At 69.6% G+C, this 20,554-nt stretch carries 20 protein-coding genes and 1 tRNA gene; 12 read left to right on the top strand and 9 right to left on the bottom strand.

Annotated elements, in window-relative coordinates; all coding sequences use genetic code 11:
- Positions 1-63 precede the first annotated feature (63 nt).
- Entirely contained in the window at positions 64-1,263 is a 1,200-nt protein-coding gene (nagA, locus tag JOB34_RS15285; protein WP_208053494.1) for an N-acetylglucosamine-6-phosphate deacetylase, read from the top strand.
- Here the strand turns inward: nagA and JOB34_RS15280 are convergent.
- Positions 1,260-2,063 carry a sigma-70 family RNA polymerase sigma factor gene (locus tag JOB34_RS15280; RefSeq protein ID WP_279538965.1) on the bottom strand — a complete coding sequence of 268 codons (804 nt, stop codon included), beginning with the start codon at positions 2,061-2,063 and terminating at the stop codon, positions 1,260-1,262. The two genes, nagA and JOB34_RS15280, sit on opposite strands and share 4 nt — an antisense overlap.
- Positions 2,060-2,389, bottom strand: coding sequence for a hypothetical protein (locus JOB34_RS15275; RefSeq protein ID WP_179480134.1), 330 nt, complete (start codon positions 2,387-2,389; stop codon positions 2,060-2,062). Before JOB34_RS15275 ends, JOB34_RS15280 begins: the two co-directional genes overlap by 4 nt.
- Before the next feature lie 392 nt (positions 2,390-2,781).
- Here JOB34_RS15275 and JOB34_RS15270 point away from each other — a divergent pair, with 392 nt between their 5' ends.
- From JOB34_RS15270 to JOB34_RS15255, 4 genes are all read left to right on the top strand, one after another.
- Positions 2,782-3,510 carry a GAF and ANTAR domain-containing protein gene (locus JOB34_RS15270; RefSeq protein WP_208053492.1) on the top strand — a complete coding sequence of 243 codons (729 nt, stop codon included), beginning with the start codon at positions 2,782-2,784 and terminating at the stop codon, positions 3,508-3,510.
- 44 nt (positions 3,511-3,554) lie between these two features.
- Positions 3,555-4,277: a GAF and ANTAR domain-containing protein gene (locus JOB34_RS15265; RefSeq protein ID WP_208053491.1), complete on the top strand. Its 723-nt coding sequence runs from the start codon at positions 3,555-3,557 to the stop codon at positions 4,275-4,277.
- Between the two features lie 79 nt (positions 4,278-4,356).
- Complete coding sequence (locus tag JOB34_RS15260) at positions 4,357-5,076, top strand: phosphatase PAP2 family protein (RefSeq protein WP_208053490.1); 720 nt, start codon at positions 4,357-4,359, stop codon at positions 5,074-5,076.
- A 2-nt stretch (positions 5,077-5,078) separates the two neighbouring features.
- Positions 5,079-5,762, top strand: coding sequence for a response regulator transcription factor (locus JOB34_RS15255; RefSeq protein WP_179480140.1), 684 nt, complete (start codon positions 5,079-5,081; stop codon positions 5,760-5,762).
- On the opposite strand, the gene JOB34_RS18205 is transcribed toward JOB34_RS15255, so the two are convergent.
- A complete protein-coding gene (locus tag JOB34_RS18205) occupies positions 5,738-7,102 on the bottom strand; it encodes a HAMP domain-containing sensor histidine kinase (protein WP_208053489.1) in 1,365 nt (454 codons plus the stop codon). The two genes, JOB34_RS15255 and JOB34_RS18205, sit on opposite strands and share 25 nt — an antisense overlap.
- Before the next feature lie 47 nt (positions 7,103-7,149).
- Here JOB34_RS18205 and JOB34_RS15245 point away from each other — a divergent pair, with 47 nt between their 5' ends.
- Together JOB34_RS15245 and JOB34_RS15240 are read left to right on the top strand one after the other, a co-directional pair.
- Complete coding sequence (locus JOB34_RS15245; protein ID WP_208053488.1) at positions 7,150-7,953, top strand: ABC transporter permease; 804 nt, start codon at positions 7,150-7,152, stop codon at positions 7,951-7,953.
- Positions 7,954-7,999: 46 nt separating this feature from the next.
- Complete coding sequence (locus JOB34_RS15240) at positions 8,000-8,851, top strand: hypothetical protein (protein WP_208053487.1); 852 nt, start codon at positions 8,000-8,002, stop codon at positions 8,849-8,851.
- Between the two features lie 127 nt (positions 8,852-8,978).
- Here JOB34_RS15240 and JOB34_RS15235 read toward each other — a convergent pair whose 3' ends face one another.
- Positions 8,979-10,364: an HNH endonuclease signature motif containing protein gene (locus JOB34_RS15235; RefSeq protein WP_208053486.1), complete on the bottom strand. Its 1,386-nt coding sequence runs from the start codon at positions 10,362-10,364 to the stop codon at positions 8,979-8,981.
- Positions 10,365-10,647: 283 nt separating this feature from the next.
- Positions 10,648-11,085 carry a MarR family winged helix-turn-helix transcriptional regulator gene (locus JOB34_RS15230; protein ID WP_208053485.1) on the bottom strand — a complete coding sequence of 146 codons (438 nt, stop codon included), beginning with the start codon at positions 11,083-11,085 and terminating at the stop codon, positions 10,648-10,650.
- A gap of 74 nt (positions 11,086-11,159) precedes the next feature.
- Between JOB34_RS15230 and JOB34_RS15225 the strand changes: the two genes are divergently transcribed.
- Entirely contained in the window at positions 11,160-12,221 is a 1,062-nt protein-coding gene (locus tag JOB34_RS15225) for a hypothetical protein (protein ID WP_347813890.1), read from the top strand.
- A 53-nt stretch (positions 12,222-12,274) separates the two neighbouring features.
- On the opposite strand, the gene JOB34_RS18200 is transcribed toward JOB34_RS15225, so the two are convergent.
- The gene (locus JOB34_RS18200) at positions 12,275-13,168 is read right to left on the bottom strand and encodes a M15 family metallopeptidase (RefSeq protein WP_208053484.1); all 894 of its coding nucleotides are present in this window, start codon (positions 13,166-13,168) and stop codon (positions 12,275-12,277) included.
- Between the two features lie 279 nt (positions 13,169-13,447).
- On the opposite strand from JOB34_RS18200, the gene JOB34_RS15215 reads away from it, so the two are divergent.
- Complete coding sequence (locus JOB34_RS15215; protein WP_208053483.1) at positions 13,448-14,068, top strand: hypothetical protein; 621 nt, start codon at positions 13,448-13,450, stop codon at positions 14,066-14,068.
- A gap of 273 nt (positions 14,069-14,341) precedes the next feature.
- A complete protein-coding gene (locus JOB34_RS15210; RefSeq protein ID WP_208053482.1) occupies positions 14,342-15,163 on the top strand; it encodes a trypsin-like peptidase domain-containing protein in 822 nt (273 codons plus the stop codon).
- Positions 15,164-15,207: 44 nt separating this feature from the next.
- Here the strand turns inward: JOB34_RS15210 and JOB34_RS15205 are convergent.
- Positions 15,208-15,281: transfer RNA gene (locus tag JOB34_RS15205), tRNA-Ile, on the bottom strand.
- Positions 15,282-15,587: 306 nt separating this feature from the next.
- Between JOB34_RS15205 and JOB34_RS15200 the strand changes: the two genes are divergently transcribed.
- On the top strand, positions 15,588-17,057 hold the full coding sequence (locus JOB34_RS15200) for an LCP family protein (protein ID WP_208053481.1): 1,470 nt from the start codon (positions 15,588-15,590) through the stop codon (positions 17,055-17,057).
- 154 nt (positions 17,058-17,211) lie between these two features.
- Complete coding sequence (locus tag JOB34_RS15195; protein WP_208053480.1) at positions 17,212-17,727, top strand: DUF3145 domain-containing protein; 516 nt, start codon at positions 17,212-17,214, stop codon at positions 17,725-17,727.
- Positions 17,728-17,789: 62 nt separating this feature from the next.
- On the opposite strand, the gene JOB34_RS15190 is transcribed toward JOB34_RS15195, so the two are convergent.
- Both JOB34_RS15190 and fabF read right to left on the bottom strand, forming a co-directional pair.
- Positions 17,790-19,214 (bottom strand): carboxyl transferase domain-containing protein, encoded by a 1,425-nt coding sequence (locus JOB34_RS15190; RefSeq protein WP_208053479.1) that lies wholly within the window; start codon positions 19,212-19,214, stop codon positions 17,790-17,792.
- Complete coding sequence (gene fabF, locus JOB34_RS15185; protein ID WP_179480162.1) at positions 19,214-20,458, bottom strand: beta-ketoacyl-ACP synthase II; 1,245 nt, start codon at positions 20,456-20,458, stop codon at positions 19,214-19,216. Before fabF ends, JOB34_RS15190 begins: the two co-directional genes overlap by 1 nt.
- Positions 20,459-20,554 lie beyond the last annotated feature (96 nt).

Below are 20,554 nucleotides of genomic sequence, written 5' to 3'. Positions count from 1 at the left end.
ACGATATCGCCACACCAGTCACGGGAGCAACACATTCGTTCCGGCATTGACGGCCCTCTCACTGTGCTGCAGAGTGCGGACATCAGACCCCACTTCCTCGTGCATGCGGCGCGCCTTCTCGGCGCGGGCGACGCGGTGCCCGACGGGGCCGAGGGCTGGGTGCGGATCGAGGGCGCTCGCGTACGCGCGGTCGGCGCGGGCGCACCGTCGGGACGCGCCGATCTCGAGTTCGCGGACGGCTGGGTGGCACCCGGCTTCGTGGACATCCACTGCCACGGCGGGGGCGGCGGCGACTTCGCGTCCGCCGATCCCGAGTCGATCCGCCGCGCGGCGCGCTACCACGCGCGACACGGCACCGGGGCGATGCTCGCCTCCCTGGTCGCCGCATCGTTGGACGACCTGTGCGCACAGCTGAAGGCCGTCGTGGAGGTGGTCGAGGCGGGCGACACGGCCGTTCGCGGCGCCCACCTGGAGGGCCCGTTCCTCTCCCACGCTCGCTGCGGCGCGCAGAACCCTGCCCACCTGATCCTCCCCGACGTGGCGGCGTTCGAGCGGCTGGTCGAGGCCGCGCGCGGGACGCTGCGGATGATCACGGTCGCGCCCGAACTCCCCGGGGCGCTGGACCTCGTCCGCGCGGCGCTGCGTCGGGACGTGACCGTGGCGCTGGGGCACACCGACGCGACGTACGAGCAGTGCCTGCCGGCGATCGAGGCGGGCGCCACGGTCGCCACACACCTCTTCAACGGCATGCGGCCGCTGCACCACCGCGAGCCCGGCCCCGTCGGGGCGGCGCTGGACCGGGGGCTGTGGTGCGAGGTGATCGTCGATGGCATCCACCTGCACCCCGCCGTCCTGCGGATGGCCGCACGCGCAGCGTCCGACCGGCTCGTGGCGGTCACCGACGCGATCAGCGCGGCCGGACTGCCGGACGGCAGACACGAACTCGGCGGGCAGGCCGTCGTCGTGACCGATGGGACGGCCCGGCTCGCGCGCGATGCCTCGCTGGCGGGCAGCACCCTCACCATGCGGGCGGCCGTACGCCGGTGTGTCGAGGCAGGCATGTCCGTGCCGGTCGCGGTGCGGGCGGCGACCCGAAGTCCGTCGGCCGCCGCGGGACTGGATGCGTACGGACGTATCGAGCCGGGTGCCGACGGCCGACTGCTGCACCTCGGATCTTTCAACGTCGCAACGCCGTTCGGCGATGGCGAAGCGGCCCGCTGGGTCGGGACACCCGTCGATGTCGACCCCGGCGGGCGTCGCTAGGCGGGCACCCGCTCCGCGTCCTCGTCCAGGCACACCCGCAGCCTCTCGATGATCGCGGCGAGCGTGCGCGAGACCTGCATCTGGCTGATGCCCAGACAATTCCCGATCTGCAACTGGGTCATCTCCTGCTCGAACCTCAGCTGCAGGATCAACCGGTCGCGGGGCGGCAGCTCGTGAATGCTCTGCCTGAGCACCAGCGCGGTGAGCAGGGCGTCGACAGTGCCGACGCTGCCCAGGTTGAGCTGGCCGCCGGGCTGGGAGTCCGGGTGCACACCGAGGAGTGCGTCGAGCGAGGTGGCGGTGTAGGACGATCCCACCCGTTGCGCGTCACGCACGACCTCGGGGCTGATGTGCAGATGCTCGGCGATGTCCCCTACTGTCGGTGTCGTGCCAAGAGACTGGGTCAGGTCCTGGGTCGCACGCCGCACCTCGTGGTAGGTGTCGTGCAGGCTGCGGGGCGGGCGCACCGCCCAGCCGTGGTCGCGCAGATATCTCTTCAGCTCCCCGTCGATGGTGACCCGGGCGTACGGCGCGAACGGTGACCCTCGGGACGGTTCGAAGCGTGCCACCGCCATGACCAGGGCCAGCGACGCGACCTGCTGCAGATCCTCCAGTTCGGCACCGAGCCCCGTGTAGCGGCGGGCGATCGCGTGCGCCAACGCAAGGTTCTCCTGGATCGCATCCGACCGCAGTCTCTCCGCTACGCGGGTGTTGGCCGTCCTGGACGCACGCTGGAGCAACGCGAAGGTGCGCACCTCGCGTTCACGTGAGGCATGAGCAGACGCCGGTGGGCACCTCATCGGGACGACGCCCGACGTCGCGCGGTGACGTTCTCGACGGTCACGTCGACGCGACCGGGAGCCAGCGCCTGCACCGCGGCTCGGATGGCCTCCACCGTGAGCAGCAGGTGGCAGTCCCGGGCCAGCACCACGTGCACGTCGTATCCGTACTCGACCTCGCGGATGCCCCGCACCTGGCGCGTCGGAAGGTAGGTGACGACGTGTTCCTTGCCGGCGTGCAGCCCCTGCACGCCAGGGGTGGCGAGCACCGCCTGCGCGATGACCTCGACCCGCTGTGGTCCGTTCCTCGCACCGGGGGTGAGGACCTGCACGGACTGGCCGCTCATGGTGACGGGCGGGGTGGTGGAGCCGATGTCGTGAGCCAGTGCTCTGTCATGGACTGTCCTTCGTCGAGAGGCGCCTTGCCGCGGCAGTCAGCGGATGGATAGACGCGTCGAAGGCACCGAATTGAATGACGAATTCGGTCGAAGGATCGGCGATTCCCCGTCTGGCTTGCCGTGGAAAGAGGGCTGCCGGGTCCGGGGCAGGAAGGCCACGCGATATGTGACCTCGCTGTCAAGTCTGCACCGCATCCAGGGTGTGTCAACCGTTGATCCAGGAAGGACCCACCCGAGCCACGACAAACATAGTGAGCGGACTAGTCTCCGGGGCACGTAGTGACGACCCCGGTCCTTGGCGTCGGTTCGACCGGAACAGATGACGCCGATAGAAGACTGGGGTGCAGATGGACAAGGTGCAGCGCATCCTGGCCGACCTGCAGTCCACCGCCAGCACCGTCGACGGTAGGGCGACCCTTCCGGAGGCCCTCTGCGCCACCTGCGCGACATCACTGCAGGTCACCGGCGTCGGACTGGCCCTCATGAGTGAGCGCGGTCCGGAGGGCCTGGTCGCGGCCACCGACGGGCTGGCGAAGACGATGGAGGACCTGCAGTTCGACCTTGGCGAGGGGCCCTGCGTCGACGCATCGGCCGCCATGCGTCCGGTGCTGCAACCCGACCTGCGCAAGACCGCGTCCGCGAGGTGGCCGGCGTTCGGGCCCGCGGTGCTGGAGGCCGGCATCGAGGCGATCTTCGCGTTCCCGTTGCAGGTCGGTGCGATCCGCCTGGGTGTGCTCGACCTCTACCGCGACGTCCCCGGTCCGCTCAGCTCCGAGACCCTCCGGGACGCCCTCTCCTTCAGCGACGCCGCCACCAGGTTGCTGCTCTACCTGCAGGAGCAGATGAACGATCAGGGCGAACTGCACCCCGATCTGCTGCTGACCCACCACAACCGTCCCGAGGTGCATCAGGCGACCGGCATGATCGCCGTCCAGGCCGCAGTGGGTCTCGCCGAGGCGCTGCTCGTTCTCCGCGCCCGGGCCTACAGCGACGGACGCAGCATCGTGGACCTCGCACGCGACGTCGTCTCCGGAAACCTTCGCTTCGAGCCGGATGGCGAGGACTCATGAGTGAGATCATTGAACCGCGTACCCCGCATGAAAGGCGGCCCCCCATGGTCACCCAGGAACGCCTCGTCGAGGCATTCGTCGATCTGGCCGATACGTTGGTGGCAGAGTTCGACGTCATCGACTTCCTGCATTCTCTGGCCAGTACGACCGTCGAACTCCTCGACGCGGACGCAGCAGGTCTGATGCTGGCCGACCAGCGGGGGGAGCTGCACCTGCTCGCCGCCTCATCGGACGAGACGCGCACCCTGGAACTGTTCGAATTGCAGCACAATCAGGGCCCCTGTCTCGATGCCTATCGCGAGGGCAAGCCGGTCACCAACATCGACCCCGCAACGGCCGAGGAGCGTTGGCCGGCATTCGGGGCCGCCGTACGGGCGGGCAACTTCACCTCGGTCCACGCCATTCCGATGCGATTGCGCGATGAGGTGATCGGCGCCATGAACCTCTTCCTGGCGAGACCTGGCGATCTGTCCAATGCGGACCTTTTACTGGGCCAGGGTCTGGCGGACATCGCCACCATCGGACTGCTGCAGGAACGCGCCGTACAGCAGCAGCAGATCCTCGCCGAGCAGCTCCAGGGGGCGCTCAACAGCCGCGTCGTGATCGAGCAGGCCAAGGGCATGCTCGCCGCACGCCACGGCGTGTCCGTGCTCGACGCCTTCGCGGCCATGCGCACGTATGCCCGCCGCAACGGCCGGTCGCTATCGCATGTCGCCGTCGAGATCATCGACGGCAGCCTGGACGAGGCGCAGCTGCGGGTCACCTGACCTTCGCCCTTCCCGGTCGTCGGTCGTCACCCCGAGGATGCTCAGGTACCCCACAGGGGCACCGGGGCAATCTGACGGAGTGCTGCTCCTCGTCCCCGCTCGTCGACGCCCCGGCCCCGCGCCGGAGCGTATCGACCGCAGGCTCCTGGCCTGGGGCGCCTCGATGGTGGCTCTCGGTCTGCTGATCGGCGTCTGGGTGACCTCGACCGGTGCGCGGCACACCGGCGAATACGCGCTGGATGCAGACCTGTCCCGGCACCGCAACGTCGCCGGAGTCGCGCTCGCCCGACTGGTGGACGTCGTCGGTTCGCCCCTGGTGGGGCCGTTCCTGCTGCTCGCACTCGCGGCTGTCCTGTGGTGGCTGATCGATCGCGGCACCGCCGCCTGGTTCCTGGGACTGGCGATCGTGGGCTGGTTCTCGGTCACGGTGTGCAAGGTGGCCTTCCATCGCCACCGGCCACCGACTGCCGCGATCCACGCGCTGGTCGTGGAGCACGGCGCCGACAGCTTCCCCAGCGGTCACACCGCTCTCGCCGCCGGGATCGTGGTCGGCGCAGCGGTCGCCGTGCGCGGCAACCGCGCCGTTCGGTCGTGGGTGCCGCTGGTCGGCATCCCACTGATCGCGCTGGTCGGCCTGACCCGACTGCTGCTGGGTGCGCACTATCTCGGGGATGTGGTGGGGTCTCCGCTCATCGCCGGTGGCGCGGTCCTGCTCGCGGCCGGTCTGCTGCGGCCGGTCGAAGATCGGGTCCGTGGTCGTTTCGACGGCGCCCGGTTGCCGCGTGGGTCCAGGATGTGACGGTGCCCCACCTCCACGTGCTGCTCGCCGAGGACGAACAGAGCCTCGCCACCGTCGTCACCAACGGACTTCGCGAACGCGGTTTCACCGTGGATACCGTGCACGACGGCAGGGACGCGGTCTGGCGGGCGCGCGAGACGGCGTACGACGTGATCGTCCTGGACATCATGATGCCCGGTCTCAACGGGTACGACGTGGTGCGCGCGATCCGCGAGCACGATGCGCAGACGCCGATCCTGATGCTGACGGCCAAGGACGGCGAGTGGGATCAGGCGGACGCGTTCGAGCTCGGGGCCGACGACTACCTGACCAAGCCGTTCAGCTTCGTGGTGCTGGTCGCCCGGCTCCGCGCCCTGGCCCGGCGCGGCGGTGCAGGGGTGGACGCGCCGCTGCGGGTCGGCGGATTGCGCCTGGACTCCGCGCAGCATCGGGTACACCGCGCGGAGAGCGAGATCGACTTGACGCCAAGAGAGTTCGCGCTCCTGGAGTTCTTCATGCGGCACCCTGGGCAGCTGCTCACCAAGTCGCAGATCCTGGACGACGTGTGGGATCTGCCGCTGGCCGACCACGGCAACATCGTCGAGGTCTACATCGGCTACCTGCGTCGCAAGATCGACACACCCTTCGACCTGCACACCCTGGAGACGGTGCGCGGCGTCGGTTACCGCCTCGTCGCCGACGTATAGGGCAACCGCACGGTGAACTGCGCCCCGCCGCGCGCGCTGCGATCGACCTGCACGGTCCCGCCGTGCGCGCGCACGATCTCCCGGACGATCGCGAGTCCCAGCCCGGAGCCGCCGACCTCGCGGGTGCGGCTCTCGTCCAGACGCACGAAGCGTTCGAAGACGCGTGCGCGATCCTCCTCTGCGATGCCCGTGCCGTCATCGCCCACCGTGAGCAGCACGTGGTCGTCGCCGGCCACCGTCCGCACCTGCAACCAGGAGCGGGCGTGCCGGGCCGCGTTGTCCGTCAGGTTGCGCACGACCTGGTCGAGTCGCTCGGGGTCGCCCTGCAGCCGCGCCGGAGAGAGCTGCGACTCCACCGTGAGATCGGTCGTCGACGCCAGCCGGGTGGCGTGGTGGAAGACGATGTCGTCCAGGTCGACGTCGCGATCGCGCAGCACGAGACCCCTGTTGTCGCTGCGGGTCAGCAGCAGCAACCCGTCGATCAGCTCCTGCAGACGGTCCGCCTCGCGGCGCATCAGACCGGCGTTCTCGGTCGAGACCCGGTGGCCGTCGGTGGCGGCGATCTCCAGTGCGGCCTGCAGCGTCGCGACGGGGGAGCGCAGCTCGTGACTGGCGTCCGCGACGAACCGCTGCTGCGACTCCTGCGCGGTGTAGAGCCGGTGCAGCATCTCGTTCATGGTCGTGGCCAGGGTCGCGACCTCGTCCTTGACCGGTCCGACGGGCAGGCGCTCGTCCAGGTTGCGGGCCGTGATGCGCTCGGCCTGCCGCCGGATTGCCTCGACCGGCTGCAGCGTCCGGCTGGTGAGCACCCACGCCAGGGCGGCCGCCCCACCGACGAGGAACGGGATGCAGATCAGGACGAGCTTGGCCGCCTCGCTGACCGCTTCGTGCTGAGCTTCCTGCGACGCCTGGACCAGGACCGTGAACTGCTGCCCGCCGTACGTCGTGCGTGCCTGCACACTGAGCGGCTGATCGAGATCACCGGGCAGCCAGTAGCCCTTGTTGCCCCGGACGATGGTGCCGTCGCCCGGGACGACCTCGCCGGTCCAGCGACTCTCGCGGGGATACTCCGCCACCACGCGACCGTCGGAGCCGAAGACGTGCACGGTGGTGCCCGGGCTGACACTCGAGGTCGTTCCCGCCACCCCGGATGGCCCCGACCGGGCGACGGCCGAGGTGACCGCGGCAGCCGTGTGCTGGGTTTCGTGCTGCAGGTTGGCGGTCAGGGACCGCTGCAGCAGGTTGGCGACCACCAGGACACCGATCAGCAGCGGCAGCGCGGTGACGACGGCCGCCAGGATCGTCAGGCGGCTGCGGATGCCACGCGGGAACCGGATCACCGGACCATCTTCGCGTGGTGCGCCTGCGCATCGGCTGAGATCGCCGCATGACGCTGCAGACCCTGCAGGGATTGCCACACCTCGTCCTGGGCACGCCGGGTTCCTACGTGGGGGAGTACGGGCGACTCGCGCTCGGCCTGATCCTGCTGCTGTCCATCGCGTGCGTCGTGTTGCGACAGGCTGCGATCCCACACGTCCGCGGCGTGGTGACCGCGTCCGCGCGGGCGGTCGTGCAGCTGGCCCTCATCGCACTGGCACTGCGTGGCGTCTTCGCGGCGCCGATCACCGTGATCGGTGTGATAGCAGTGATGTTCACGGTGGCCTGCTGGACGGCCGGACGTCGTCTGCGAGGCCAGCTGAACGCGATGCGGGCTGTCGTCGCCTCGATCGGCGCGGGGGTGTCCGTGGCGGTCGCCATCATCGTGGGGATGCCGACGCTGACCCGCGATGTGCGCACCCTGGTCGCCGTCTGCGGGATCGTCATCGGCGGCGCGATGACCGTGGCCACGCTGACCGGGCGCAGGTTCGCCCGCGGGCTGCACGATCGGCGCGACGAGGTGGAGGCGTGGCTGTCCATCGGCGCGACACCGCGACAGGCGGCGCGGGACGTCGCGCGTACCTCTGTCTACGAGGCGCTGGTGCCCGCCCTGGACCAGACCCGCACGGTGGGTCTGGTGACGTTGCCCGGCGCCTTCGTCGGCGCGCTGCTCGGCGGAGCCAGCGCCGAGAGCGCCGCTCGGTTTCAGATCGTCGTCCTGGTGGGTCTGCTGTGCGCGCAGTCGATCACCGCAACGCTGCTCGCCTGGCTGATCGGCGCCCCGCAGGTGCTTCCGGCGGCTCCGCACGACTGAGAGATCACCCAGTGATCTCTCAGTCGGGGCCGCTTACCTTCTGCGCGTGCCGACACCGCAGCCCCGTACGCGACCGACCGTCTTCCGCAGGCCCGATCCGATCGCCGCCAAGGTCCCCGAGATCACCGCACTCTTCTGGGTCGTGAAGGTACTCACCACCGGCATGGGGGAGGCCGCGTCCGACTGGTTCGGCGGCATCAGCCTCGTCCTCGCCGGTGTGCTGGGGGTCGGAGGATTCGCGCTGGGCATGACGTTGCAGCTGCGCAGCACCCGCTACCGCGCGTGGACGTACTGGTTCGCGGTCGCGATGGTCGCGTTGTTCGGCACGATGGCGGCCGACGGCTTGCACATCGTCCTGGCGCTGCCGTACACGGTGACCACGGCGGTCTACGCGCTCGCGCTCGCGTTCGTCTTCCTCCGGTGGCAACGCAGCGAGGGGACGCTGTCGATCCACAGCATCACCACCAAGCGACGGGAGACCTATTACTGGGTGACCGTGCTGCTCACCTTCGCCCTCGGGACCGCCGCCGGTGACCTGACCGCGACCACGATGCATCTCGGGTTCTTCGCGTCCGGTGTGCTCTTCGGCGCCGCGATCCTCGTGGTGCTGCTGGCGTGGCGGCTCGGGCTGGGCGCCATCGCGGCGTTCTGGACGGCGTACGTCCTCACCCGCCCGCTGGGGGCGTCCTTCGCCGACTGGTTCGGCAAACCGCACTCGTTCGGTGCCGGCCTGGGGTACGGCGACGGCGTCGTCACCGGAATGCTCACCCTGCTCATCGTGGTGCTGGTCGCCTATCTCGCGGCGAGTCGGCGTGACGTGCAGGCCGGCCAGCTCGATGCGACCGCCGCCCAGGACCTGCCGGTCGCCCACGCCGTGGCGGAGGGCGACGCCGTCTGATCCCCGAGGCGCCCACCATGGACAGCGGCAGCGTGGTGATCGCTATGGCTGCTCCGCCCGACCACGATCGGCGGACCGCTGGGTGTGAACCCTGCCGGAGGTCGTTCGGTCCGGCAGTGCTGGCCGGTCATGCTGCCGGGTCTTGGCCGGGTCGAGTGGGCATCTTGCCTGGGGTGGGGTCCCAGGTGACGCCGGTGGTGGTGACCTGGGCGGTGAGCAGGTCGCGGTGGACGATGGTGTGGTGCCGTGCGCACAACAGCGCCGCGTTGGTCAGGATTGTTTCTCCGCCGGCCCACCAGGGCGTCACATGATGTGCGTCGCACCAGTCGGGCGGTCGGTCGCAGCCGGGGAAGGTGCAGTGCTGATCTCGGTGGATGATCGCGGTCCGTAGGCCTCCGGTGAAGAGGCGTTTCGCGCGGCCGACGTCCAATGGTTCGGACTCCCCACCCAAGACGATGGGGATGAGGTCGGCGTCGCAGGCCAGCCTGCGCAGGGTGCCCGCGTCGAGGTACTCCCCGTCGGTGGTCATTCCGATGCCTGGGAGGTACGTCGGTGCGGATTGGCCGTTGTTCGAACTGTGTTGGCCGAGTCGGCCGGTGGCCTGAAGACCTTCGTACAAGGTCGCGTAGTCCATCGTGACCAGGATCTTCGCGGTCCCGCCGAAGTCCCCGACCGGTCGTGGTGCGGTGCTGTCCAGCACGCCGGCCGCGGTGTCGATCAGCCGCACCAGGGCGTCGGCGCGTCGTTTGGCCGGTGTCCGCAAGTCGCGGTCAGGGCTGCAAAGGTCTTGTGCGTCCGGGCAGGGCTGCGCTGTCGGCGCAGACAAGGCGCGGAGGGCGTGTTTGACGGCGGCGGCGTGCCCGCCGGACAGTTCGGCGACGAACCTCGTCAGTCCACCGGGTAGGTCGGCCCAGTGCACCGATTCGCAGTCCTGTTGTCGTTCTTCATCGCGGACGAGGTGGTCGGGGGCGTATTCGCCGCGGATCCGGGTGCTGAGCTCGCGGAGGGCGCGGGGTCCGAAGCTGCTCAGCGACAGGTACCGGCCCAGCAGGTCTTCGCGGTCCGCGCACGGCAGTTGCGGCAGGATCTGGGGGAGTTCCCGCAGTGCGGCCGCCGCCACCGGGACCGTCGCCGCCCCGCTCGCGAGGGCGTCGGCGACGACGGTGTTGCGGGGGTCGGCGCAGTCCACCCCGACAGTCCCGACCCGGCGCACGACCACGGGGTCGACACCGCGGGCCTGCTGGGCCACCCAGGCCGGTGCCCCGGTGGCGGTGGAGTTGGCGACCGTGCCCCGACCGAGGGCGTCCGCAGTCGCTAGGGCGGCGACGTTCTCTCCCCGTGCTCCGATCTGCAGCATCGAACCGACGACCTCGCCCAGCTCGGTCTCATCCAGTTGGTACAGCGCACCGGGCCACTCATCCAACGCGGTCTTGAACTCACTCAGCAGGCCCATCAACCGGGCACCGGTCCCCGGCCCGGCGGGCGCCTGTGTGTCGGTTGTCGACTGCGCCATGGCCCCTCCTCGAGCTGCTGATCCTCACGTCATCCGTATACCATGGATCATACGCGTGTTCGAACCGAAGTGCAAGGGTGAATTCGCCGAATATAACTGCGAATGTTGCTTATTCGAACCGAGGTTGTCCACATCCCCTCCTCCGCGGTATGGGTTCTATGGGCTGTCCACACCGCACCAATCGCCCCCACCCGCCGACTGCGCATGGTGCGAGACGGATGTGACGGGTGTGCCATCTGGGGTACATGAAAATGCGCAGTCGGCCGATCGCGGATGCTGACGGTCAGCTGGGCCGCGCGTTGAACCGCCTCAGCAGGTCGGCGAACTGGGTCACCTCGGCGTCCGTCCAGTCACCCACACGGTCCCGGATCGCCTCGATCCGCACCGTGTCCGACTGCTGCAGGATGTTGCGGCCCTCGGGGGTGAGCCTCAGCCACTGCGCGCGGCGTTCACCGGGAGCGGCCTCCCGCTCGATGAGTCCGCGCTGCTCGAGGACGGCGATCTGCCGGCTCGCCGTGGACTTGTCGATCTGCAGATCGGCCGCCACGTCGACTGCGGTCGGGTGCGGTCGTGCGGTGACCGCCGACATCAACGTGGCCTCCGCGAATGTGATCTCCGGCACGTTGATGCTCCACTCGCGCCGCAATCTCCTTGCGAACGAACGTAGTTCGACGAGCACGACCCGCAATGGCTCGTCGCGCGATTTGCTCTCCGTCTCCATAGGCTTACTATAGATACAGAAGTTGCATCTACCAACTTCAGATTCGGACGGTAGTAGAAAGGAGAACGGTGAAGGTGAGCAGACCGCAGCAGGTGGTGCCGATGAAGACGGTGCTGTCCCATGTGCTGGTGCCGATCGTGATGGGCCTCGTGATGGCGGCGGCGTACCTCGGCGGCTTCCACAAGCCAGCACCTCACAACGTGCCGCTGGCCGTCGTGGGGACGACGCAGCAGGCGCAGCCGATCGCCGACGCGCTGCAGCATGCTGTCGGTGACGCGGCGACGGTGCGGGTCGTGCCGAACACGGCCGAAGCCACCCGCGAGATCCAGCACCTCGACCTCTCCGGCGCGTACGTGCCCGGAGCTCACCAGGCAGTCCTCCTGACCGGGTCGGCCGCCTCAGACAGCACGAAGACCGTGGTGACGCAGGTCTTCTCGCCGGTCGCTCTCAAACAGGGTGTGCCGCTGTCGGTCAAGGACGTGGCACCCGTGACCGCGGGCGACCCGATCGGTCAGAACGGCTTCTTCTTCCTCGTCGCGCTCACCGTCGGCGCCTACGCGACCTCGATCGCCATCGGTGCGGCAGCCGCCTCCCGGCGCTTCCGGGACCGTGTCGGCCTTGCCGCCGGTGCCGCCGTCGTGCTCTCGACGGCCGAGCTCGCCGTCGCCCACTTCGGCTACGACATGTTCGGCGGTCACGTCCCGGCCGTCTGGGGTCTGTCGATCCTCTACACGGCGGCCGTGATGTTCGTCGGCGTCGGACTGCACCCGCTGGTCGGACGGTTCAGCACGCTGCTCTACTCCGCCGTCTTCGTCGCACTGAACTTCACGAGCTCCGGGGGAGTCTTCTCACCCGTCCTGCAGCCGGCGTTCTTCGGCTGGCTGCACCACTTCTGGATCGGTGCCGGGTTCGTGGAGACGCTGCGCCGGATGTTCTACTTCCCGGCCGTCGGCCTCGGCGGTCCGCTGGCGATCCTGTTCGGATGGCTCGTGCTCGGCATCGCCTGCCTGGGCCTCGGGTACGCCGTGGAGCAGCGCCGGGCGCGTTGTACGGCGACCGGCACGGACGTCGACCGCTCCACCGGTCGGCTGGACTCCGCCACCGAGGAGGAGCTGGAAGAGGACGTCGCCGTCTGAGCTTCGACCTCCATTATCCCCGACCCCGACGTGCCGATCCCGGCGCGTCGGGATCAGTACGTCGGGGCGGCCGGCAGTCCGAACAGGTCCTCCTCGGTCAGGATCTGGCGTGCGTGCACGTAGGCGGTCAGGGAAGTGCCGAGGTATCGCACGTGCCACGGCTCGGACTGCCATCCGGTGATCGCGGTCTTCCCCACCGCGTTGCTGAGGATGAAGCCGTACCGCCACGCGTTGGCCGCGATCCACCGACCCGTGGCGGTGGTCGTGGTGCATGAAGCATTCGTGCACGGGGCATTGGTGAGGTCGGCGGCCAGGCCCAGCTGGTGCTCGCTGAACCCCGGGCGCGCAACGAGGTCGTCGGCCACCTTCTGTCCGTACTGCTTCACGTCCTGGTCGTAGAGCGAGCGCTGCGATGCGTAGGAGCGGTACCCGCTGTTGACCCCCGTGGTCAGCCCCGCGGCCGCGGCGCCGGCGATGAGCTGCCTCACGGCGGTCGCCGCGCCGGCGGTGAGCTGGCGCGAGCCGACGGTCTGCAGCCCTGACGGCACGTAGGTCGACGGCAACGCGTTGCGCTTGTTGGTCATTCGCCACAGCGCGCCCGCCAAGGACGTGGCCGACGTACTCGCCTCGACGGTCGACGGGGCGTAGCCCGGCGCGGTCACGACGTACGAGCTGCGCGACCCGGTCGGCTGCCAGAGGACGAGCAGGGCGTGGCCTGTCACCGAGGTGCTGGATCCGATGACCGAGCCGCCCGCGTGCCGCACCGTCACGACTGTGCCGGACGGCACGCTCACCCAGAGAGCGGTCTTGGTCGGCAGGAGCGCGTAGGGGGCCACCGACATCGACGGCAGGGTGCTCGCGGCTCGGGCGCTCGGTGCCGACACGGCCAGGGTGGCGGGGACGGCGATGAGCGCCGCGAGGAGGGATGTGGTGAGTCGACGCTTCACGACTGCTGGACCTTTCATGCGACCCGGTCAGGGTGATGACCGGACATCAGGCCTCGGCAGGAGGCCGTCACCAACGACACGGTAGACCGATCGGACGTCTCCGCCTCATGACGGCACCGATCGACTGGGCGGGTCCTGCCCAACCGGTCTGTGTCCCCGGGCCCGGATTGCCACCGGCCGACTGCTCCGTTCGCAGCTTTCGCTCAGGGGTGACTTCTAACGTCCGAAGCACCTACGCAGTGCGGTTCGAACAAGTCCAGGCCGAACAGGGAGCTGATCATGCCTCTTTCCCGCGTCGTCGCCGTACCGGCCCTCCTCGGCCTCGCCCTGGTCGCCGGCTGCAACAACTCGAGCTCCGGGTCGTCCTCCGGGGGAGCAGCTGACTCGTCCACCAGCTCCTCGGCCGCGTCGAGCACGAGCTCCAGCGGCTCGAGCACTGCCGCCAGTTCAGCGGCGAGCCCCACGAATGCGGCTGCCAGCTGTCCGAGTTCCAACACACGCTCGTTCGCCAAGACCCGCTTCGTCACCGATATCGGCCTGACCGTCGGCACTTTCCACCGCTGGATCTGGAAGCCGTACAAGGCCGGGACGTTCAACAAGGGTTCCCATGGCCGGATCCGGGCGGTCGTCAAGGGCGCCGCGGTGGCCGGGCTGGACCTGCATCTGATGAACAACGCCAAGAAGAACGTCGAGGCGAACCCGACCCTGTGCAAGGACCTGGCCGCGCCGATCCAGAGCGCGGTCACCAGTCTCACCAACCTCGAAGGCAAGATCACCAGCGGTGACTACGGATCGCTGACCACCCTGGAGAGCACGCTCTCGGGCATCCTGAGCACCGGCAACAAGCATGGCCTCGGGATCACAGAATCCACCGACGAGAGCAAGGCCTCGCAGGGCTGAGCCCCCGCGCGAAACGCCGAGCAGCAGCCCGGAACATGGGCTGCTCTGCCACCACATCGACGACTCGGTCGCGACGTGCACGTCGGACAAGCCGGCGTCGAGAACTCTTCCTCGCGATTTCAGGCGCGATCAACCTGCCCATTTCCCACGCTTCGGCCGCAGACTGCGGGAGACTCGCCTCGTCATGCCCATTGCTCGATGAGTACTCCCGACTGCCCTCAGGGGCAGCCCGAGTCGGGGCGGCCGTCCGTGTACCTGAACAGGAGCACACCGATGAAGCGTGTGATCGCAACGATCGCGGCCGGGCTCGGCGCCGCGGGGACTGTGCTCGGTGCGGCGACCGCACCGGCGTCCGCCGCGCCCTCCGTGCCCTCCGCACGCTCCACGACGCCGACGGCGAGCACCTCCCCGGGCGTACCCACCGTCGGCACGCTGTTCACCGACGGATTCCCTGGAGGCCACAGCTGTACGGCGAGCGTCATCGCCAGCCCGACCCATGACCTGCTGCTGACGGCCGGCCACTGCGTATCTGGCACCGCGGCCGGGTGGCTGTTCGTGCCCGCCTACGACGGGACGTCCGCGATCCGGCCGGCGCCGTACGGCGTGTGGAGAGTCGAGCGCGCCTACGTCGCACCGCGCTGGAAGAGCGTGCACGACACGCAGTACGACTACGCGATCCTGCAGGTCGCGGGGCAGCGCCATGGCTGGCGAACTGTGCAGGTGCAGGACCTCACCGGCGGCAACGTGCTCTCCACGGCTCCGCAACCCGGCACCGAGATCACCGATGTGGCCTACAACGGCGGAGCCAGCCGACCGGTCAGCTGCACCGTGCCGACCTATCTCACCGACGGCTATCCCGCCTTCGACTGTGACGGCTACGTCGGCGGCAGCAGTGGCAGCCCGTGGTTGTCCGCCATCCCCGGCTCACAGCTGAAGGCGGTCCGGGGTGTCATCGGCGGCCTGCACCAGGGTGGCTGCTACTCCTACACGTCCTACAGCTCGTCCTTCACGTCCGAGGTGTACGCGGTGTACAACCGCGCCGTCTCCGGCTCGGCGCCCGACACGGTGACGCCAGCCGGCAGCGACGGCTGCTGACAGCCCGACGCGCAGGTGGGATCTGTTCTGCGCGCACATCCGAGTGGGGCGGCTGGGGCTTGAACCCAGGACCGACGGATTATGAGTCCGCTGCTCTGACCAGCTGAGCTACCGCCCCCAGCGCACGCACCCTACCCGGCGGGGCACCCGACGCGGTGGCCGTGCTCAGGGTGCGCACGGCGGGCGTACAGGGCTTCGGGAGTGAGCCCTGTCACCCTCGCTCCTGCGTAATCCCGCGGCATCGCGCACGAAGCGTTCGCGAACCGCCGCCAACCTGAGAGCCACGGAAAGGTTCGATGGTTATCGTGCCCAGGGCTCACGCCACTGCTCATCGACCTCTGCCAGGAAGCACCGCATTCATGATCTCCCGCCCGCGCCCACGCGGACATCTCGTTGACCCGCTGCCGACGGCGGTGGGTCGCCGATGAGTGACGACGGACGCAAGGGACCGGACGCCCAGGGGCCGGGCGCGCGGCTGCCCCGCCCCCGCGGTGAGTCGGCGGGCCGGCCGAGCGGTGCACCGCGAGACGGCGTACGGCGGGAGGACCGGCCCGCCGGCGCCACCGGTAATCGGTCCGCGGCGGCTGAGCGGGCCGCGCTGCGGCGTACCCATCTGAGGCGGCGCATCCTGCTCGGTCTGGCCGCGGTCATGGTCGTCATCGTCGCGGCCGGTGCGCTCGTCGTACATCATCTGAACGGCAACATCCGCACGGTCGCGATCCCCAAGGGCCTGGTGGGCACCGAGACCACTGACGCGAAGGGCCGCGCCCCGATCAACGTCCTCGTCATGGGGTCGGACACCAGAGGCAGCTCGGCCGACTGCGCCATCGGTGGGGGATGTCAGGCATCGACGAGCACGGCGTCGGGGAAGAGCGCCACGTCGCTGGCAGCGAACGCCGACGTCGAGATGCTCGTGCACATCTCCGCCGACCGCAGCAACGCCACGATCATGAGCATCCCGCGGGACACCGTGGTCGACATCCCCGAGTGCACGGACCCAGCGACCGGGCAGCCCGTCGCCGCACACCGGGAGCGCATCAACAGCTCCCTGCAGTACGGCCCGAGCTGCACGCTGAAGACGGTGCACAACCTGACGGGGGTGCCGATCGACCACTTCGCGGTCATCGACTTCTCCGGCGTCGTCACGATGTCGGACGCGGTCGGCGGAGTGAACGTGTGCGTCAACCACGACGTCTACGACACCTACTCCCACCTGAAGCTCAAGAAGGGTTCGCACACCCTCAAGGGCAAGTCGGCCCTGGAGTTCCTGCGGACGCGGCACGGTTTCGGCGACGGTAGCGACATCGGTCGCACCGTGGCCCAGCATCTCTTCCTGTCCGCGATGCTGCGTCAGATGGAGAGCGCGTCGACCCTGGCGAACCCGGTCCGTCTCTACGACCTCGCGAATGCGGCGACCAAGGCAGTCACGGTCGACAACGGTCTGGGCGACATCGGCAAGCTCACCGGGCTGGCCAAGGAGCTGAACAAGATCCCCAGTAAGCGCATCACGTTCACCACGATGCCGAACATCCCCGACCCGCAGAACCAGGCCGAGGTCTTGCCGGCGAGCAACGCGGCCGCACTCTTCGCGAAAATCAAGTCGGACACGTCGCTCACCGCCTCGCCGGAGAAGACCCCGACGGGTGGCAGCTCATCGACGCCGGGATCCTCATCGACCGTGACCCCGTCGCCGGGCGGTGGCACGACGCCTGGAGAGGGCACGACGCCCACCACGGGCGCTACCGGCAGCGGCACCGACTACGCCACCACGGTCGACAAGGCGGTGGGCTGCGCCCAGGTGGCCCAAGTGGCGACCGTGCAGATCAACGGAATCGCGATGACTCCCATCCAGGCGTACGCCGCGTCACCGAACGTGCCCGATTCGGCGCCGTGACCGCCCGGAGAACGAGCGGACGTTAAACCTGGTGCTCATGTGACGAATGGGGCACAATGAGCGGCAATTGAATCCGCAGTACGCCGCGCATGCCGTCGGCTCGTTTCACCGTAGGTCGTTGGGGAAGACGTCCCTCATGGTGAAGGAGGCTCGGATGTCCGTGGCAAGTAGTCGCGCCGTCGCGCGCGGGGTCGTGTTCATCCACGCGGCCCCCACCGCGCTGTGCCCGCACATCGCCTGGGCGCTGGAGAGCGTGCTAGGCCAGTCCGTCGCGCTCGAATGGACCGCGCAGCCGGTCGCGTCCGGCATGGTGCGCACCGAGCTGTCCTGGATGGCCGATCCGGGCACCGGTGCCCGGCTGGCCAGCACGCTGCGGGGCTGGGACCACGTGCGATACGAGGTCACCGAGGAAGCCAGCCCCGGAGTCGACGGCTCACGCTGGGCGCACACCCCGAATCTCGGGATCCACCACACCTGGACCTCGACGTCGGGGGACGCGGTCATCCACGAGGACCGGCTCCGGTCGGCCCTCGCGCAGTGCGGGGGAGACCCTGAGGTGTTCCGTGCCGAGATGGCCGAACTGCTCGGGACCGCGTGGGACAAGGAGCTGGAGCCCTTCCGGTACGCCGGAGACGGCGCCACGGTGCGCTGGCTGCACCGGGTGTCCTGACCCGGCGCCACCTGCTCATCGAGGGGTGGCGTTTCCGTACCCCTCGACGGAGGGGTGCGGGATCAGAGCGGGATGTTGCCGTGGTCCCCGCGTCGCTGCGGGGCTGCCGCGATGGCGGTGGCGAGAGCAGTGCGGGTGCTGGTCGGCTCGATGACCTCGTCGACCACGCCGATCTCGACCGCGCGCGGCAGACCGCCCGCGAGGACCGCGTGCTCCTCGGCCAGCTCGTTCTCGACCGTCACGCGCTCGGCCGGGTCGACCTCCGCGAGGCGGCGCCGGTGCAGGATCCGCACGGCGGCGACGTGGCCCATGACCGCGACCTCGGCCGTCGGCCAGGCGAAGACCCGGGTCGCACCGAGCGAGCGGGAGTTCATCGCGATGTAGGCGCCGCCGTACGTCTTGCGGGTCACCAGCGTCACCCGGGGCACCACGGCCTCGGCGAACGCGTGCAGCAGCTTGGCGCCGCGTCGCACGACGCCGTCCCACTCCTGGCCGACACCGGGCAGGTAGCCCGGCACGTCCACGAGCACCACGAGGGGGATGCCGAACGCGTCGCACATCCGCACGAAGCGGCTGGCCTTCTCCGCGGACGTCGCGTCGAGGCAGCCGCCGAGGCGCAGCGGGTTGTTGGCGATGACGCCGACCGTGCGGCCGCCGAGGCGACCGAGGGTGGTCACGATGGACGGGGCCCAGCGCGGGTGCAGCTCGATGCAGTCCTCGACGTCGTCGACGACGTCCGCGATCAGGGGGTGCACGTCGTACGCGCGCTTGGCCGACTCCGGGAAGGTCGCGGCGAGATCGCGGTCCTGCACCGAGGCGACGTCCATCCGGCCCTGGTCGGACAGCAGGCTGACCATCTGCCGACCGCGGTCGTACGCCTCCTCGGTGGTCTCGGTGGCCACGTGCACCACGCCCGAACGGCGGCCGTGCGGTTCGGCGCCGCCGAGCCGAGCGGCGGTGACGTTCTCCCCGGTCACCGAACGCACGACGTCCGGCCCGGTAACGAAGATCAGCCCGTCCGGGCCGAGGATGACGATGTCGGTCAGGGCCGGGCCGTACGCCGCGCCGCCGGCGGCCGCGCCGAGCACTACGGAGATCTGCGGGATCTTGCCCGATGCGCGGGTCATGATCGCGAACATCTCGCCCATCCCGTTGAGGGAGACCACGCCGTCGGCCAGCCGCGCGCCGCCGGAGTGCCACAGGCCCACGATCGGCGAATCATCAGCCAGCGCACGCTCGTACGCCGCGACGATCACGCCGCAGCCCTCGGCGCCGAGCGCTCCGCCCTGGATGCGGGGGTCCGCGGCGAAGACCACGGTCGGGACGCCGCGCACCGTGCCGGTGGCAGCGAGCATGCCGCTGCGGTCCTGTGCCGAGATGAGCTGCAGCGAGCCGTCGTCCAAGAAGGTCGTGAGCCGGGTCAGGGGGTCGCGCGGGTCCGCTTCCTCGACGGGTGCCGGGGCGGGTGCGTGGTCGGTGGACGTCATCAGATGCTCTTCACTGTCAGGGCCACGTTGTGGCCGCCGAATCCGAAGGAGTTGTTGAGGGCGGCGATGTCGCCGTCCGGCAGCTTGCGGTGCTCACCGCGCACGACGTCGAGCGAGATCTCGGGGTCGAGGTTGTCGACGTTCGTGGTCGCCGGGATGATCCGGTGATAGAGGCTGAGCACGGTGATCAGCCCTTCCAACGCGCCCGCCGCACCGAGCAGGTGCCCGGTCATCGACTTGGTCGCCGTGATCGAGATGTCGTCGGTTGCGTCGCCGAACGCCCGTCGGATGGCATTGGATTCGGCGATGTCGCCCACCGGGGTGGAGGTGGCGTGCGCGTTGATGTGGATGATGTCGCGCGGCGACAGGTCGGCCCGCTCGACGGCCTCGAGCATCGCGCGGGAGGCCCCCGCGCCCTCCGGCTCGGGGGCGGTGATGTGGAACGCGTCGGCCGACATACCGATGCTCGCCAGCTCCGCGTAGATGCGGGCGCCGCGGGCCGTGGCGTGCTCGTAGGACTCCAGCACCAGGACGCCGGCACCCTCGCCGATGACGAAGCCGTCGCGGTCCACGTCGTAGGGACGCGAGGCGTGGGTCGGGTCGTCGTTGCGGGGTGAGAGCGCGCGCATCGCGGCGAAGCCGGCCATCGGCAGCGGGTGGATCGCGGCCTCGGTGCCGCCGGCAACGACGACGTCGGCGCGGCCGTCGCGGATCATGGCGGCGGCGTAGCCCATGGCCTCTGCGCCGGAGGCGCACGCGGACACGGTGGTATGGGCCCCGGCGCGACCGCCGAGCTCGAGGGACACGTTTCCGGAGGCGGTGTTGGGCATCAGCATCGGGACGGTCAGGGGGTAGATCCGGCGCGGACCCTTCTCCTTCAGCACGTCGTACTGGTCGAGCAGGGTGTGCACACCGCCGATGCCGGTGCCGATCGCGACACCGAGACGCTCGGGATCGACCTCCGGTGTGCCGGCGTCGGCCCAGGCCTCACGGGAGGCGATCATCGCGTACTGCGCCGACGGGTCCATCCGGCGGATCTCGACCTTCTTCAGCACCTCGGACGGGTGCTGCTTGATGGTCGCGGCGAAGGTGACGGGAAGGTCGTAGCGGTCCAGCCATTCCTGCGGCAGCGGGCGGGCGCCCGACTCGCCGGCGAGCAGCGCCTCCCAGGTCTGCGTCATGGTGCCACCCAGGGGAGTGGTCGCACCGAGTCCGGTGACGACGATGCGCCGGTCTGCGGTCATGGGATGAAACTCCTTGAAGATCAGTGCTGCTCGAAAGGCGCGCGAAGGGTGCGACCGGTCCGGGGGGCCCGCGTCGGCGGGCCACCCGGAGGTCGT

The sequence above is a fragment of the Allobranchiibius sp. GilTou38 genome, assembly GCF_017565325.1.
GTDB lineage: Bacteria > Actinomycetota > Actinomycetes > Actinomycetales > Dermatophilaceae > Allobranchiibius > Allobranchiibius huperziae.
The sequence above is the reverse complement of the archived record's forward strand: the minus strand, read 5'-3'. Positions and strand labels throughout refer to the sequence as shown.